This window comes from Serratia sp. 1D1416, from assembly GCF_003641105.1.
GTDB classification, from domain to species: Bacteria; Pseudomonadota; Gammaproteobacteria; order Enterobacterales; family Enterobacteriaceae; genus Serratia; species Serratia ficaria.
Genome location: NZ_CP032738.1, coordinates 1,928,183 through 1,942,816 on the forward strand (window position 1 = coordinate 1,928,183; position 14,634 = coordinate 1,942,816).

The window sequence follows — 14,634 nt, forward strand, 5'->3', positions numbered from 1 at the left end:
CAGAAATCTCCCCGCCGACCATAATTACCCCTGACGCTTTGATCGGGGAGCAAGACGATGGTCTGGACTACGCACACCGTGTTCAATCAACCCAAGCCGCTGGGCAACAGCAACCTGTTTCTTTCCGACACGCCGCTGCGCGAGGCGGTGCAGCGCGAACAGGCCGGCTGGGACGCCGACGTTCTGGCTTCGCTGGGCCAACAGCTCGGCACCCAGGAGTCGCTGGAGCTGGGGCGGCTGGCCAACGCCAATCCGCCGGAGCTGCTGCGTTACGACGCCACCGGCCAGCGGCTGGACGACGTTCGTTTCCATCCCGCCTGGCATATCCTGATGCAGGGGCTGATCGCCAACCGGGTGCATAACCTGCCGTGGCAGGAGGATGCGCGCATCGGCTCCTTCGTGGCGCGCGCCGCGCGCTTTATTTTGCACGCCCAGGTGGAGGCCGGCACCCTGTGCCCGGTTACCATGACCTTCGGCGCCACGCCGCTGCTGCAACAGGCGCTGCCGCCGGAATTTCACGCCTGGCTGACGCCGCTGTTGTCCGACCGCTACGACGCCCATTTGCTGCCGGGCGGGCAAAAACGCGGGCTGCTGATCGGTATGGGCATGACCGAAAAGCAGGGCGGTTCAGACGTGCTGAGCAATACCACCACCGCCGCGTCGCTGGGCGCGAGAGGGCCGGGGGAAGCCTACCGGCTGGTGGGGCATAAATGGTTTTTCTCGGTGCCGCAGAGCGATGCGCATCTGGTGCTGGCGCAGGCCGAGGGCGGTCTGTCCTGCTTCTTCCTGCCGCGTTTTCTGCCCGACGGCAGCCGCAACGCCATCCGCCTCGAGCGGCTGAAGGATAAGCTTGGCAATCGCTCCAACGCCAGCGGTGAAGTGGAGTTTCAGGACGCCACCGCCTGGCTGCTGGGCGACGAAGGCGACGGCGTGCGGCATATCCTCAAAATGGGCGGCCTGACGCGTTTCGACTGTTCGCTGGGCAGCCATGGCCTGATGCGGCGCGGGCTGTCGGTGGCGCTGTACCACGCGCTGCAGCGGCAGGCGTTTGGCAAGACGCTGATTGAGCAGCCGCTGATGCGTCAGGTGCTGGCGCGCATGGCGCTGCGGCTGGAAGGGCACACCGCGCTGTTGTTCCGGCTGGCGCGCGCCTGGGAAAGCCGCGACAGCGAAGGGGAGCGGATTTACAGCCGTCTGCTGACGCCGGCCGCCAAATACAGCATCTGCCGCCAGGGGATGCCTTTTATCGCCGAGGCGATGGAGGTGCTGGGCGGCATCGGCTATTGCGAAGAGAGCGAACTGCCGCGTCTGTATCGCGAGATGCCGGTGAACAGCATTTGGGAGGGTTCCGGCAATATCATGTGCCTGGACGTGTTGCGCAGCCTGCACAAACTGCCTGGCGCGCTTGAAATGCTGCAGTTCGAGCTGCAGCCGGTGCGCGGCCAGAATCGGTTGTTTGACCATGCCTGGCGCCAGTGGCAGCAGCGCGCTCGCCAGCCGCGCGAGGAGATGGGGCGGTTGCTGACTCAACAGCTGTTCGACCTGTGCTGCGCCGCACAGCTGCTGCAGCACGCCAGCCCGCAGATCGCCGACGCCTGGTGCCATCTGACGCTGGATCACCGCGGCGAAAGCCCGCTGTCGGCCGAGGTCTGCGACCAGTTGCTAGGCCGCGCGATCGGCGGTTAGGGAAAACAGTGGCGCCCAGATGGGAAAACCTTTTTAATTCAGGCTATGACCCGCAAGGGCCTGTCACCCCGGACCAGGAAAATTAACATGGATATTCTCAGCGCGTTGGCGGCGTTCGCCTCGTATTTCTTCAGTGGCTTCGCCATGGTTTTGGTATTTCTGTTCGTCTACACCCGTATCACCCCGCATGATGAATGGGCGCTGATCAAGGCCGACAATCAGTCCGCCGCCTTGGCGTTCATCGGCGCCTGTCTGGGCTATGTGATCCCATTGGCCAGCGCGGCGATCAACTCGATCAGCCTGCTGGATTATCTGCTGTGGGGCGTGGTGGCGCTGGTGGTGCAGCTGCTGCTGTTTGCCGCGGTGAAGATCTACATGCCGCGCATCAGCGACAAGATCGAGGCGAACCACCTGGCCGCCGGCATCTTCCTGGGGGGCGTATCCGTCAGCGGCGGCGTATTGAATGCGGCCTGCATGAGCTACTAGAGATAAAGGATCGCCGAGGCATGCCAGCCGGGCTGGTGCGCCTGTTCCTCCATGCGCAGAATGCGGTAGTAGCTGGCGCCGTGTTCATCGGCTTTACGGGCAATGACCTGCTCCGCCTCCTGCGGCGAGCCGGGCAGATCGTTTAGGGTGATCTCGGCGATTTCGCTGAGCGGCGTAACGCGATCGGCGGGCGCCAGCTCGGCGGACTGCGCGCCGGCGCTGAGCAGCCCCATGGAGAGCAAGAGGGAGGTGAGTGCGGCGGAGCGTTTCATGGCGTTCCCCTTCGTCAGATCCTGAATCAAAACCCGCAGAATGCGGCATGTTGTTCAGCAGTGTGCCGCAATCAACTTCAGCCAGTGCAAAGCCAATGTAAATCTGCTTAAAAAACCGCCGTCAACGGTACAGGATCGCCTGGGAATACCACTGGCCGGGCACGATGGTTTCGCTGTTCATGATGATCATGTAATAGCGCGCGCCGCTGGCGTTGGCCTTGCTCTGGATCGCCGCTTCCACGTCCATCGGGCTGCCGTAGACCAGGGCGCTGGTGGTGCCCATTTTGACCAGCTCGCCGGTTTGCGCGCGGGTGATCTCCTGCGCCTGAGCGGTGGGCGGCGGCGGCGGTTTGGGCGTGACGGTCATGATGCCGCAGGCCGACAGCAGGGCGGAAAGCGTCAGGACGGTAAACAGGCGGGAAAACGTCATGCAGACCTCGGGAAAGCCGGTTGTTATGGCTTCAGTGTAACGCAATATATGCTGGAACATATTGAGCTAACGCTCCCCCGCGCAAGTTTGCCATGATGGAGGCAAGAGGCTGCCGAGGATAAACGAATGATCGAAATACATGACGAACGGGTGGGTGACATTGCGGCTATCCATGCGGTGCCGGCGGGGCGCTGCCATCAGCCGCTGCCGACGGTGTTTTTCTACCACGGCTATACCTCATCGAAGGAGGTGTACGCCTACTTCGCCTATGCGCTGGCGCGCGTCGGTTTTCGCGTGGTGCTGCCGGACACCGACCAGCACGGCGAGCGTTTCGATGGCGATGAGCAGCGGCGGCTGGCCAGCTTCTGGGAGATCCTGCGCCGCAATATCGAGGAGCTGCCGGCCATCAAAACGCATTTTGAACGGCGTGGCCTGATCGCCGACGGGCGTATCGGCGTGGCCGGCGCCTCGATGGGCGGCATGACCACGCTGGGCAGCTTTGCGCGCTATCCGTGGATCAAGGCGGCCGCCAGCCTGATGGGGTCCGGCTATTACAGCTCGCTGGCGCAGACGCTGTTCCCGCCGTTGGGCCCACAAGGGCAGCCGCTGAGCGCGGCCGCCTTCCAGGCGCGCATCGCCGCGCTGGCGGAGTTCGGGCTGGAACAGCAGTTGGAAAAAATCGCCGATCGGCCGCTGTTGGTGTGGCATGGTGAAACGGATGACGTGGTGCCGGCGGCGGAAAGCCTGCGGCTGGCGACCGAGCTGCGCCAGCGCGGCTGGGACAGCCGGCTGACCTTCCTCAGCGAGCCGGACGTCAAGCATCGCATCACTCCGCGGGCGCTTGGGGCCACCGCCGATTTTTTCCAGCGGGTGCTGTAGCGGCAACGGAAAAGCCCCCTGCAGGCAGGGGGCCGATGATGGCTTACGCGTTTTAATTCGCCGCTTTTATCTGCGGCTCGTTTTCCCGGTGCCGGCAGGGCGTTTAACGGTACAGTTCTGCGCTGACATGTATTGTGCTGTTGTTGTTCGGCTCATGCAGGGCGATGATGCGGTAGGCGGCCGCCCCGCGCTGGTCGGCAAGCTTGCTCACCTGGCTGCTGGCGTCATCCGGCGACACCAGGTTCTGGTTCAGCGTCACGAAGCCGACGCTCTGCAACCCATCGGCCTGGAGCGAAGAGACCTCGGTGGCGGCCATGACGTTGGCGGAAAACAGTAAAGCAACGGCGGTGGCGAGGGTAATGCGTTTCATAGGTGCCTCTCTTAACTGTTTGCTTCAACGGCCTGACAGCGGGTGCCAGTGCAGCAAAAAGTTATTTATCTGCATTGAATAAGCTGAGATCTTTTTCGTCGCGCTGTCTGCGGCGGATAGGGTTAATTTTAGACCCTCGCGCAGGATTAAAAAGCGCGGGCTTTTGATGCGCTCATTCAAAATAAATGAAAAACATTTACGACTCGCCGATGATTTCATTGAAAGATTTTTGAAACTGATGGATCGGCATACATAGGTTTATCAGGCGGCAAATCGTGCTATTTCCACAGTCCGCTCTCATTCCCGTGAATAAATCCCACGCGGTCCTTGAGTTTCCCCCCCTGCGCCAGTATGATTACGCGTCATTTTTCAGCCGCACACTAAACACGTTCCTTGCTTCCATGGGCCGCGGTTGACCCTGACAGGAGGCTGAATAATCCGTAAGGAGCAATTCGATGCGTCATTACGAAATCGTTTTTATGGTCCATCCTGACCAAAGCGAACAGGTTCCGGGCATGATCGAGCGTTACAGTGCTACCATCACTAACGCGCAAGGTCAGATTCACCGTCTGGAAGACTGGGGCCGCCGTCAGCTGGCTTATCCGATCAACAAACTGCACAAAGCTCACTACGTTCTGCTGAACGTTGAAGCTCCGCAGGAAGCGATCGATGAGCTGGAAACTAACTTCCGCTTCAACGACGCCGTTATCCGCAGCATGGTTATGCGCGTTAAGCACGCGGTAACTGAAGCATCTCCGATGGTTAAAGCGAAAGACGAACGTCGTGGCGATCGCCGCGAAGACTTCGCTAACGAAACCGCAGATGATGCAGATGCTGGGGATTCTGAAGAGTAATTGCCGCCGTGACGGCTAATCGTCTGGTTTTGTCGGGCACCCTGTGCAAGGCGCCGGTTCGAAAAGTGAGTCCTTCCGGGATACCGCACTGCCAATTCGTGCTTGAGCACCGTTCGCAGCAGATGGAAGCCGGATTCAACAGGCAAGCATGGTGCCGAATGCCCGTGGTTGTCAGTGGACACCAGTCACAAGCACTAACTCAAAGATTAACGGTCGGCAGTCAGGTTACCGTGCAAGGCTTCGTAAGTTGCCATCAAGGGCGCAACGGGCTGAACAAACTGGTTCTGCATGCCGAGCAGATTGAATTGATAGATTCTGGAGACTAGCCAAATGGCACGTTATTTCCGTCGTCGCAAGTTCTGCCGTTTCACCGCGGAAGGCGTTCAAGAGATTGACTATAAAGACATCGCTACGCTGAAAAACTACATCACTGAAAGTGGTAAAATTGTACCGAGCCGTATCACCGGTACTCGTGCAAAATATCAGCGCCAGCTGGCCCGTGCTATCAAGCGCGCGCGCTACCTGTCTTTGTTGCCGTACACTGATCGTCATCAGTAATCGGCCACTGTCCATTAACGACTTTGAGAGGATAAGGTAATGCAAGTTATTCTGCTTGATAAAGTAGCAAACCTGGGCAGCCTGGGTGATCAAGTTAACGTTAAAGCGGGCTATGCCCGTAACTTCCTGGTACCACAGGGCAAAGCTGTTCCTGCTACCAAGAAAAACGTAGAGTTCTTCGAAGCACGCCGTGCTGAACTGGAAGCCAAACTGGCTGACGTTCTGGCTGCCGCTGAAGCTCGCGCAACCAAGATCAACGAACTGGCAACGGTCACCATCGCGTCTAAAGCAGGCGACGAAGGTAAACTGTTCGGCTCTATCGGCACCCGCGACATCGCTGACGCAGTTACTGCGGCAGGCGTTGAAGTTGCCAAGAGCGAAGTTCGTCTGCCGAACGGCGTTCTGCGTACCACCGGTGAGCACGAAGTGCACTTCCAGGTACACAGCGACGTGTTCGCACAGCTGAATGTAGTTGTGGTTCCAGAAGCGTAACAACGCGTCTGTTAACCAAGTTAAAACGCCAGCCTCGTGCTGGCGTTTTGCTTTTCTGCGCCCGGCGAAACGCGCTACCCTGTGGTTATCTGACCGGGGAGGGGGATATGGCGACGATTATCTTGCAGCGGGTCTACGATTTCAGCGCGCCGGCGCCGGAACACTGCTACCTGATTGACCGGCTGTGGCCGCGCGGCGTCAGCAAGGAAAGGCTGAAGGGCGTGCAGTGGCTGAAAGCGGTGGCGCCGGATACCGAGTTGCGCCAGTGGTTTCATCAGCATTCCGACCAGTGGGAAGCGTTTGAACGGCGCTACCGGCGGCAGCTGGCGGAGAACGACGCCTGGCGGCCGCTGGCGGCGCTGTTGCAGCAGGGCCAATCGCTGACCCTGCTGTATGGCAGTAAAGACACCGAGCACAATCAGGGCGTGGTGCTGCGCGATTTTCTGCTGGCGCAGATTTAACGCTCGCGGCGATAGCTGCCGTCGGCCTGGCGGCGGAACAGCGCCTGGCTGTTATCGGCGGTGGTCACCGACAGCGCGCCGATCACGCCGTTGGCGTCGCGCTCGATGCGCACTTCCTGGCCGGCCTTCATATTGCTCAGCGGCTTGTCGTTGCCTTCGACCTGCGCCATGGCGAACACTTCATTCACCGGCAGGCCGTTGTCGCGGAACAGCTGCGCCAGCGTCTGGCCCGGCTGGATCTGATAGCGCTGCCAGTTGCCCGATGGCTCGGGCTCCGCGGCCGGCGGCGGCTCGCTGCCTTGCTGCGGCACGCCGTTGGCCTGCTGCGTGACCGGGAACGCCTGTTTCTCGGGCGAATAGGGCCACAGCAACGCCAGCAGCAGCATGGCGCCGAAGATAAGGGTCCAACGGCGATGAAAATAGGGCAGCGGCTCCATCCAGCCGAAGCCGTCCGGCAGGTGCCAGATCTTCAGCAGTAACGCTTTGATTCCCTGTCCTTTGCCGTTCACCGGCGGTTGCTCTGATTCCGGATCTGCCGCCTCTGGCGCGGCGCCAGGTTTCAGGCGTTGGCTGACGTTCAGCCAGGTACGCAGCAACGGCTGGTAGATGCGGGTGGTTTTCCTTCTCCTGGGCGAGATTCTGCCCATGGTGACCTCTCTTCAACGGCGTAAAAATAACACGATACAAAAGGCTGTACCGTCGGCCCGGTTTCCTGCTTTCAGTATAGTCCGCTAACTGATTGAAGTGAAAGGCGGCTGCGTTTCAACGCCGGCGGCGGTGGGCTTTGGGCCCGGGATCGCGGCTAGGGGCGTTAACAGAAGGTTATTGTTTCTTTTTCTACGACAAAAGTCATCATTCTCCACACAAGATTTTACCCGGCTTTCCCGCGCTGTTATGCTGCGCTTTCGACTTTTTAGAGACTTAAGGAAAACCCCATGACAACCCCTTCTTTTGACAGCGTTGAAGCGCAAGCAAGTTACGGGATCGGTTTACAGGTCGGTCAGCAGTTGCAAGAGTCCGGTCTGGAAGGTTTGCAACCGGAAGCTTTGCTGGCGGGTTTGCGTGACGCGCTGGAAGGGAATGCCCCGGCGGTTCCGGTTGACGTGGTGCACCGTGCGCTGCGTGAGATCCACGAACGTGCGGACGCCGTGCGTCGTGAGCGCCAGCAGGCGATGGCCGTTGAAGGCCAGCAGTTCCTGGACGAAAACGCCAAGCGTGATGACGTGACGCTGACCGAGTCCGGCCTGCAGTTCTCCGTGCTGGAGCAGGGCAATGGCCCAATTCCGTCCCGTCAGGACCGCGTGCGCGTGCACTACACCGGCCGTCTGATCAACGGCGACGTGTTCGACAGCTCCGTAGAGCGCGGCCAGCCGGCGGAATTCCCGGTTAGCGGCGTGATCCCGGGCTGGATCGAAGCGCTGACCCTGATGCCGGTCGGCTCCAAATGGCAGCTGTACATCCCGCACACCCTGGCCTACGGCGAGCGTGGCGCCGGCGCCTCCATCCCGCCATTCAGCGCGCTGGTGTTTGACGTCGAACTGCTGGAAATTCTGTAATCCATCACGGCAGTGATAAGGGCGCCTCTCGGCGCCCTGATTGTTTACTTCTTCTGTAAATCTATCCGATATACCGCAAAACCGATGCTGTCGTTGCCTTCAGCCTTCATCGGGTATTGTGCGTGTTGCTTGATAAACCCCGTCGCCTGGTCTGAAGGCGACGTCTCGAAGCGAATATCGAGCGGCTGTTCGCTGCTGAAGCTGGCCAGGTGCCAATTATTGTCGGCCTGCGGTTGCACCGCACCGCGCCGTTTGGTCTCCGCGCTGATATAGGCCGCCAGCACCGAACGGTTTTCGTCCGGCGAAGCGAAGGCGATGTGCTGGTCGCCGGTGCCGGCGAACTTGCCGCCGTAGGCGCGGTAGTTATTGGTGGCGACCAGGAAGGTGGCCTTCGGATCGATAGGCTTGCCGTTGAAGGTCAGCTGCTTGATGCGCTCGGCTTTGTCGTTGATCAACTGGCACTCGCCGTCGTAGCGCGCCGGCTGGCTGACGTCGATCTGGTAATTCACCCCGTCGATCACGTCGAAGTTGTAGGTGCGGAAGCCGTCCCAGTTAATCAGGCCCTGCGGCTGGCCGCTGTTGACGTCGATCTGATTGAACTGCCCGGCGGAGCACTCCAGCCATTCTTTCACCTCTTTGCCGCTGGCTTTCACCACCACCAGGGTATTGGGGTAGAGATAGAGATCGGCGGCGTTGCGGAAGGTCAGCCGGCCTTTTTCCACTTCGACGAAGCTGGCGGGATCGTTTTTGCGCCCGCCGACCTTGAACGGCGCGGCGGCCGACAGCACCGGCAGGTCCGCCAGATCCGGATCGCCCTGAATATAGTGCTCGACGTAGGCTTTCTGGGCGTTATTGACGATCTGGACCGTCGGGTCGTCCTGCACCAGCGCCAGGTAGCTGTACATGTTGCCGTCAGACTTGCCGACCGGCTGGCTGACGAATTCGCGGGTGCCCTGGTGGGCGTCGGCCAGTACCTTCACCAGCGCGGCATCTTCCGCCGCCAGCGATTTCTTGTGTTCCTTGTCGTAAATCGGCCGGGCTTCCGCTTTGGCGCCGGTCACCTTCCAGCTGCCGGAATCGTTGCTCAACTGCAGGTCGACCACGCCGAGGTGATCGCCCCACTGGCCCGGCATCACCGCCGGCACGCCGTTCAGCAAGCCTTGGTCGATATCTGCGCCCTTGATGTTGGCGAAGTCTTTGCTCGGGAAGACCGCATGGGCGTGGCCGAACATGATGGCGTCGATGCCCGGCACCTGGCTGAGGTAGTACACCGAGTTTTCCGCCATCGCTTTATAGGGGTCGCTGGACAGGCCCGAGTGCGGGATCGCCACCACCAGGTCGGCGCCCTGCTTGCGCATTTCCGGCAGGTAGCGTTTGGCGGTTTCGGTGATGTCGTTGACCGTCACCTTGCCCTGCAGGTTAGCCTTGTCCCACACCAGGATCTGCGGCGGCACAAAGCCGATATAGCCGATGCGCAGCGTATGTGCTTTGCCGTCACGGTCTTTTACCGGGGTATCGACGATAATGTAGGGGGTGAACAGCGGCTTTTGCGTTTGGGCGTCGATGACGTTGGCGTTGACGTAGGGGAATTTGGCGCCGGCGATGGCGTTCTTCAGGTAGTCGAGCCCGTAGTTGAACTCATGGTTGCCGATATTGCCGACCACGTAATCCAGCGTATTCATCGCCTGGTATACCGGATGCACGTCGCCCGGCTTCAGCCCCCTGGCCGCCATGTAGTCGCCCAGCGGGCTGCCCTGAATGATGTCGCCGTTATCCACCAGCACCGAGTTGGCGGCCTGTTGGCGGGCCTGCTGGATCAGGCTGGCGGTGCGCACCAGGCCGAACTTGTCGGTCGGCTTATCCTTGTAGTAATCGAAGTCCATCATGTTGCTGTGCAGGTCGGTGGTTTCCAGCACGCGCAGGTCGACGGTCGCCGCCTGCGCCGAAGCGCAAACCAGCAGAGCGAGGGCGGACAACGTCAGCGGACGCTTGATCATTTTTGACTCTCTCCATTCCATTATTCGAGTGTTATCGCAGAGGGAAATGTAATTAACATTGGTTGCCACAGTAAACTGTGAAGTGTGGCAGAAAATGGCCGGATGTAACGCGGGTAAGTTCACAGTTGTGTGGAACAAGACCTGAGCAATTACCGTAGGTTAGCCGGTTGAGATGGATATTCGGCGTAAAAAAAACTAGTCTGCTAGCAGAGACAGGGGGAAATTTCCCACGGAACTGCGTATCTGAGGTGCATGATGTTAGAGCAAATTTGCCAACTGTCCCGCGAGGCGGGGGCGGCGATCATGGCGGTGTATGACGGTGAACAACCGCTTGATGTCGCACAGAAAAAAGACGATTCACCGGTAACGGCAGCCGATCTGGCGGCGCATCATATCATCAAGCGCGGCCTGGCGGCGTTGACGCCGGAGGTGCCGCTGCTGTCGGAGGAGGATCCGCCGGCCTGGGAAGAGCGCCAGAGCTGGACGCGTTACTGGCTGGTCGACCCGCTGGACGGCACCAAGGAGTTCCTGCACCGCAACGGCGAGTTTACCGTCAACATCGCGCTGATTGAGCACGGCGAGGCGGTGATGGGGGTGGTGTATGCGCCGGCGATAGACGTGCTGTATCTGGCGGAGCGCGGCAAGGCCTGGAAGGAAGAAAAGGGGCAGCGCCAGCCGATCGCCGTCAGCAATGCGCAACCGCCGCTGGTGGTGGTGAGCCGCTCGCACATCGACGATGAGCTGAAGGACTACCTGAAGCAGCTTGGCGAGCACCAGACCATTTCGGTCGGCTCTTCCCTGAAATTCTGCCTGGTGGCGGAAGGCAAGGCGCAGCTCTATCCGCGCTTTGGGCCGACCAATATCTGGGATACCGCCGCAGGGCATGCGGTGGCGGTGGCCGCCGGGGCGCAGATCCACGATTGGCAGGGCCGGCCGTTGCTGTACGCCCCGCGTGAATCTTTCCTCAACCCCGGCTTCCGGGTTTCGCTGTTCTGAGTTAGTTCGCCAACAGCTGGTGCAGCTTGGTCATGACCTGCTGCACCTCTTCCGGCGTCAGCGCGCCGTCTTTGGCGAACTGGATCCTGCCCTGCTTATCCAATACCACAATGGTGGAGCTTTTCGGCTGTAAATCCCAGGCTTTTTGCACGTTGCCGTTGCTGTCGACGACAAACTGCGACCACGGGAACTCTTTCTTGCTGTCTTCAATGCTGCTGCGTACGAACATCGCGGTGCCCAGCAGGGCATCGTCGGTGTTGACGATTGTCGTCGTTTGGTAACGATCCTGTGGTAGTTTAGCTTTTTTAATGGCTTCTATCAGCGGGTCGTTCATCTCCTTGGCGGAGCTGCGGCCGGCAATATGCTGTATAACTCGCACTTTTCCACTAAGTTGCGCGCTATTCCAGTTTTTGTAGCTAAAATTATCATTAGCATAATTTAACTCTCCTTTGTCGCTGACGCCGACCGGCGCCACGCGTTGCTGGAGCTGGAAGTTGTGCGCGGAGGCGAAAAGAGGGGCGAGCAGCAGGGATACCATCAGCATGTGTCTTTTTTTCATGCTTTCTCCTTGTAATGGGGGAAATAGTGCGACAGCACTCAACAGCCTAAAGCATAGGTTGTGATCAGAGGTCTGTCCTGTTAACCGGATCGCAGTTTTCCCCTCGTTCCGCTAATCACCAGATTTTGAAGGGATATACTGAAAACGTTATAAATTATCATATACAATTCTGTCAAAAAGTGTAAATCCAGCGTAGAAATCCGAGCGAAAATGAACGTTCTGGTCTTTACTGGGTCTACTACATGCAATCAAGTTGCGTTCTGAATTTCGAGGCTGCCACCTTGGCGGCTCGCTGAGCGCATGGATCAAACGGGAGGAGCGTAAAAGAATGAGAATCTTCCAGCGTTATAACCCATTGAAAGTGGCGAAGTACGTTAAGACCCTGTTTCGTGGCCGGCTGTATATCAAGGACGTGGGCGCGTTCGAATTCGACGAAGGAAAAATCCTGCTGCCGAAAATTCGCGACAAGCGCCACTTCAGCGTGATGTCAGAGGTCAACCGCCAGGTGCTGTTGCTGCAGTCCGAAATGGGATAAAGCCAGGCCTGAGCCGGTAAAAAAATGCGGCCCCGATGGGGCCGCTGATGTTTCTGCCGTATGGCCGTCAGGCCGGGACGTTCTCGTCCGGCGCCTTCGGCAGCGTGGCCGCCGGCTTGTCGCTCAGCCGGGTGACCAGCAGCTGGTCAATCTTGTAGCTGTCGATATCCACCACCTCAAACTTGTAGCCGGCGTATTTGACGAAGTCGGTGCGTTTGGGGATCTTGCGCAGCATATACATCATAAAGCCGCCGATGGTTTCGTAGTTGCCCGCCTGCGGGAACTCGTCGATATGCAGCACGCGCATCACGTCGTCGATCGGCGTGCCGCCTTCGATCAGCCATGAGCTCTCATCGCGCGCGACAATCTGCTCTTCCTGCCCCTGGCCGACCAGATCGCCCATCAGCGTAGTCATCACGTCGTTGAGCGTGATGATGCCCACCACCAGCGCATATTCGTTGAGGATCACGGCGAAGTCCTCGCCGGCGGTTTTAAAGCTTTCCAGCGCTTCCGACAGCGTCAGGGTATCCGGCACGATCAGCGCCGAACGGATCTGCACGCCGCTGCTCAGCACCAGGCTCTGGTTGCCCAGCACGCGGTTCAGCAGGTCTTTGGAATCGACGTAGCCGACCACCTGATCGATATGGCCGTCGCACACCAGGAACTTGGAGTGCGGGTGGGTCGAGACCTTCTCGATAATGCTCTCTTCGCTCTCGCGCAGGTCGAAGTACACCACGCTTTCACGCGAGGTCATGGAGGAAGGCACGGTGCGCGATTCCAGCTCGAAGACGTTCTCGATCAGCTCGTGCTCCTGCTTGCGCAGCACGCCCGCCAGGGCGCCGGCTTCCACCACCGCATAGATATCGTCGGAGGTGATGTCGTCCTTGCGCACCATCGGCAGTTTGAACAGGCGGAAGATCAGGTTGGCCATGCCGTTGAAGAACCACACCAGCGGCCGGAAAATCATGATCGAGAAACGCATCGGGTTGATGATCCGGACGGCGACCGTCTCTGGTGCAATCATACCGATGCGCTTCGGGGTCAAATCCGCGAACAGGATAAACAGGCTGGTGACCAGCACGAAGGAGCAGATAAAGCTGACCTGCTCCGCCAGTTCCGGCGAGAGGAAGCGGTCGAACAGCAGTTTGAAAGAGGGAGAAAAGGCCGCATCGCCGACGATACCGCCGAGAATGGCCACGGCGTTCAGGCCGATTTGCACCACGGTAAAGAACAGGCCGGGGGTTTCTTGCAGTTTGAGCACTTTGGCGGCATTGACGTTACCTTCGTCAGCCATCAGCTTCAGTTTGATCTTGCGTGACGCAGCCAGAGAGATTTCCGACAGTGAGAAAAACGCGCTCACCGCGATCAGAAAAAGAATCAGTAAAATACTGTTTAACATAATCTATCCATACGTGCCGACGGGATGACGGCGCTCTTGAGGAAGGGTAGTACATTGTAAAAAAAGAGTCGTAGGGGCGCGATACGCCGCGCCCGCCAGAGCTTTACCAAAAAGCGGGGCCGCAAATGCGACCCCGCACAGTATAGCAGTTGCCCCACAGGGGCCGCCAGCGGTTAAAAAATTGCCGCCGGCCAGCGGGTTAGCCCTGCGGCGGCAGGCAGACGCCGATGCCGCCCAGGCCGCAATAGCCTTCCGGATTTTTATGCAGATACTGCTGGTGATCGTCTTCGGCGTAGTAGAACGGCAGGGCCGGCGCGATCTCGGTGGTGATCGCGCGCCGGTCGCCCGCGGCGTCCATCGCCTGCTGGAAGCGCCGCAGGCTGTTTTCGGCTTCGGCCTGTTGCTCCGGGCTCAGCGTGTAAATCGCCGAGCGGTACTGCGTGCCGATGTCGCCGCCCTGACGCATGCCCTGCGCCGGATCGTGGTTTTCCCAGAATACCTGCAGCAGCTGCGGGTAGCTGACGACCTGCGGGTCGAACACCACGCGCACCACTTCGGCATGGCCGGTCTGGCCGCTGCACACTTCGCGGTAGGTCGGGTTCGGCGTAGAGCCGCCGCTGTAGCCGGCTGCGGTGCTGTAAACGCCCGGCTGTTGCCAGAACAGACGCTCTACGCCCCAGAAGCAGCCCATGGCGAAGATCGCCACTTCCATGCCGTCCGGCACCTGGGTCATCGAATGCTCGGTAACCACGTTGAGCGTGGCGACCGGCATAGGCGTGGTGCGGCCTGGCAGCGCGCTCGCCGGGTCGACGGTTTGTGATTTATCAAAAAATGGCACCACGGTTGTCTCCTGTTGTCACAGTAAGAATTGACGCAAGTCGGGGCGGTTCGGTTGTATCTAACCGCGTCTTTGCCCACAATAAGCGGCATATTGGATTTAGCATAAGCTTAACGCAGTATTTTGAGCGCCAAAAGTGAAGAATGCGCCCGATGAACGGTGAGAGTCAAACCGTCGCGGGCCGCGTCTGGAATAAGGTTGAAGAGGGCTGCCGTCCTGATAGCGCGGAGTCTGCCCTGGCCCCAGAGCGAACACCATTTACAGGA

General features: G+C 59.5%; 19 protein-coding genes. 11 read left to right on the forward strand and 8 right to left on the reverse strand.

Going from position 1 to position 14,634, the window contains the following annotated elements:
• Window positions 1-57 precede the first annotated feature (57 nt).
• Entirely contained in the window at window positions 58-1,686 is a 1,629-nt protein-coding gene (locus tag D7I37_RS09140; protein WP_061799889.1) for an isovaleryl-CoA dehydrogenase, read from the forward strand.
• 87 nt (window positions 1,687-1,773) lie between these two features.
• Entirely contained in the window at window positions 1,774-2,172 is a 399-nt protein-coding gene (locus D7I37_RS09145) for a DUF350 domain-containing protein (RefSeq protein ID WP_061799890.1), read from the forward strand.
• Here the strand turns inward: D7I37_RS09145 and D7I37_RS09150 are convergent.
• Window positions 2,169-2,444 carry a DUF1471 domain-containing protein gene (locus D7I37_RS09150; protein WP_061799948.1) on the reverse strand — a complete coding sequence of 92 codons (276 nt, stop codon included), beginning with the start codon at window positions 2,442-2,444 and terminating at the stop codon, window positions 2,169-2,171. The genes D7I37_RS09145 and D7I37_RS09150 overlap by 4 nt on opposite strands.
• A 121-nt stretch (window positions 2,445-2,565) precedes the next feature.
• Complete coding sequence (gene bsmA / locus D7I37_RS09155; RefSeq protein WP_061799893.1) at window positions 2,566-2,874, reverse strand: biofilm peroxide resistance protein BsmA; 309 nt, start codon at window positions 2,872-2,874, stop codon at window positions 2,566-2,568.
• Window positions 2,875-3,000: 126 nt separating this feature from the next.
• On the opposite strand from bsmA, the gene yjfP reads away from it, so the two are divergent.
• Window positions 3,001-3,753 (forward strand): esterase, encoded by a 753-nt coding sequence (gene yjfP, locus D7I37_RS09160; protein WP_061799895.1) that lies wholly within the window; start codon window positions 3,001-3,003, stop codon window positions 3,751-3,753.
• 103 nt (window positions 3,754-3,856) lie between these two features.
• Here yjfP and D7I37_RS09165 read toward each other — a convergent pair whose 3' ends face one another.
• A complete protein-coding gene (locus D7I37_RS09165) occupies window positions 3,857-4,123 on the reverse strand; it encodes a DUF1471 domain-containing protein (RefSeq protein ID WP_129543579.1) in 267 nt (88 codons plus the stop codon).
• Window positions 4,124-4,578: 455 nt separating this feature from the next.
• Between D7I37_RS09165 and rpsF the strand changes: the two genes are divergently transcribed.
• From rpsF to D7I37_RS09190, 5 genes are all read left to right on the forward strand, one after another.
• The gene (gene rpsF, locus D7I37_RS09170; RefSeq protein ID WP_004933634.1) at window positions 4,579-4,977 is read left to right on the forward strand and encodes a 30S ribosomal protein S6; all 399 of its coding nucleotides are present in this window, start codon (window positions 4,579-4,581) and stop codon (window positions 4,975-4,977) included.
• Between the two features lie 8 nt (window positions 4,978-4,985).
• Complete coding sequence (gene priB / locus D7I37_RS09175; RefSeq protein ID WP_073970356.1) at window positions 4,986-5,303, forward strand: primosomal replication protein N; 318 nt, start codon at window positions 4,986-4,988, stop codon at window positions 5,301-5,303.
• A 4-nt stretch (window positions 5,304-5,307) separates the two neighbouring features.
• A complete protein-coding gene (rpsR, locus tag D7I37_RS09180; protein WP_000135199.1) occupies window positions 5,308-5,535 on the forward strand; it encodes a 30S ribosomal protein S18 in 228 nt (75 codons plus the stop codon).
• A 39-nt stretch (window positions 5,536-5,574) separates the two neighbouring features.
• Entirely contained in the window at window positions 5,575-6,027 is a 453-nt protein-coding gene (rplI, locus tag D7I37_RS09185) for a 50S ribosomal protein L9 (RefSeq protein WP_061799898.1), read from the forward strand.
• Between the two features lie 107 nt (window positions 6,028-6,134).
• Window positions 6,135-6,488, forward strand: a complete 354-nt coding sequence (locus D7I37_RS09190; RefSeq protein WP_129543580.1) for a DUF488 domain-containing protein — start codon at window positions 6,135-6,137, stop codon at window positions 6,486-6,488.
• Here D7I37_RS09190 and D7I37_RS09195 read toward each other — a convergent pair.
• On the reverse strand, window positions 6,485-7,135 hold the full coding sequence (locus tag D7I37_RS09195; RefSeq protein ID WP_061799900.1) for an OapA family protein: 651 nt from the start codon (window positions 7,133-7,135) through the stop codon (window positions 6,485-6,487). The genes D7I37_RS09190 and D7I37_RS09195 overlap by 4 nt on opposite strands.
• A gap of 288 nt (window positions 7,136-7,423) precedes the next feature.
• On the opposite strand from D7I37_RS09195, the gene fklB reads away from it, so the two are divergent.
• Window positions 7,424-8,044 (forward strand): FKBP-type peptidyl-prolyl cis-trans isomerase, encoded by a 621-nt coding sequence (fklB, locus tag D7I37_RS09200; RefSeq protein WP_061799901.1) that lies wholly within the window; start codon window positions 7,424-7,426, stop codon window positions 8,042-8,044.
• 44 nt (window positions 8,045-8,088) lie between these two features.
• On the opposite strand, the gene D7I37_RS09205 is transcribed toward fklB, so the two are convergent.
• Complete coding sequence (locus tag D7I37_RS09205; protein ID WP_129543581.1) at window positions 8,089-10,041, reverse strand: bifunctional 2',3'-cyclic-nucleotide 2'-phosphodiesterase/3'-nucleotidase; 1,953 nt, start codon at window positions 10,039-10,041, stop codon at window positions 8,089-8,091.
• Window positions 10,042-10,296: 255 nt separating this feature from the next.
• Between D7I37_RS09205 and cysQ the strand changes: the two genes are divergently transcribed.
• The gene (gene cysQ, locus D7I37_RS09210; RefSeq protein ID WP_061799950.1) at window positions 10,297-11,037 is read left to right on the forward strand and encodes a 3'(2'),5'-bisphosphate nucleotidase CysQ; all 741 of its coding nucleotides are present in this window, start codon (window positions 10,297-10,299) and stop codon (window positions 11,035-11,037) included.
• Window position 11,038: 1 nt separating this feature from the next.
• On the opposite strand, the gene D7I37_RS09215 is transcribed toward cysQ, so the two are convergent.
• Window positions 11,039-11,596, reverse strand: coding sequence for a YtfJ family protein (locus tag D7I37_RS09215; RefSeq protein ID WP_061799904.1), 558 nt, complete (start codon window positions 11,594-11,596; stop codon window positions 11,039-11,041).
• A gap of 328 nt (window positions 11,597-11,924) precedes the next feature.
• On the opposite strand from D7I37_RS09215, the gene D7I37_RS09220 reads away from it, so the two are divergent.
• On the forward strand, window positions 11,925-12,131 hold the full coding sequence (locus D7I37_RS09220; RefSeq protein ID WP_061799905.1) for a DUF1107 domain-containing protein: 207 nt from the start codon (window positions 11,925-11,927) through the stop codon (window positions 12,129-12,131).
• 67 nt (window positions 12,132-12,198) lie between these two features.
• Here D7I37_RS09220 and D7I37_RS09225 read toward each other — a convergent pair whose 3' ends face one another.
• Both D7I37_RS09225 and msrA read right to left on the reverse strand, forming a co-directional pair.
• Window positions 12,199-13,530 (reverse strand): hemolysin family protein, encoded by a 1,332-nt coding sequence (locus D7I37_RS09225; RefSeq protein WP_061799906.1) that lies wholly within the window; start codon window positions 13,528-13,530, stop codon window positions 12,199-12,201.
• 199 nt (window positions 13,531-13,729) lie between these two features.
• Window positions 13,730-14,371 carry a peptide-methionine (S)-S-oxide reductase MsrA gene (msrA, locus tag D7I37_RS09230; protein WP_061799907.1) on the reverse strand — a complete coding sequence of 214 codons (642 nt, stop codon included), beginning with the start codon at window positions 14,369-14,371 and terminating at the stop codon, window positions 13,730-13,732.
• Window positions 14,372-14,634: the final 263 nt, after the last annotated feature.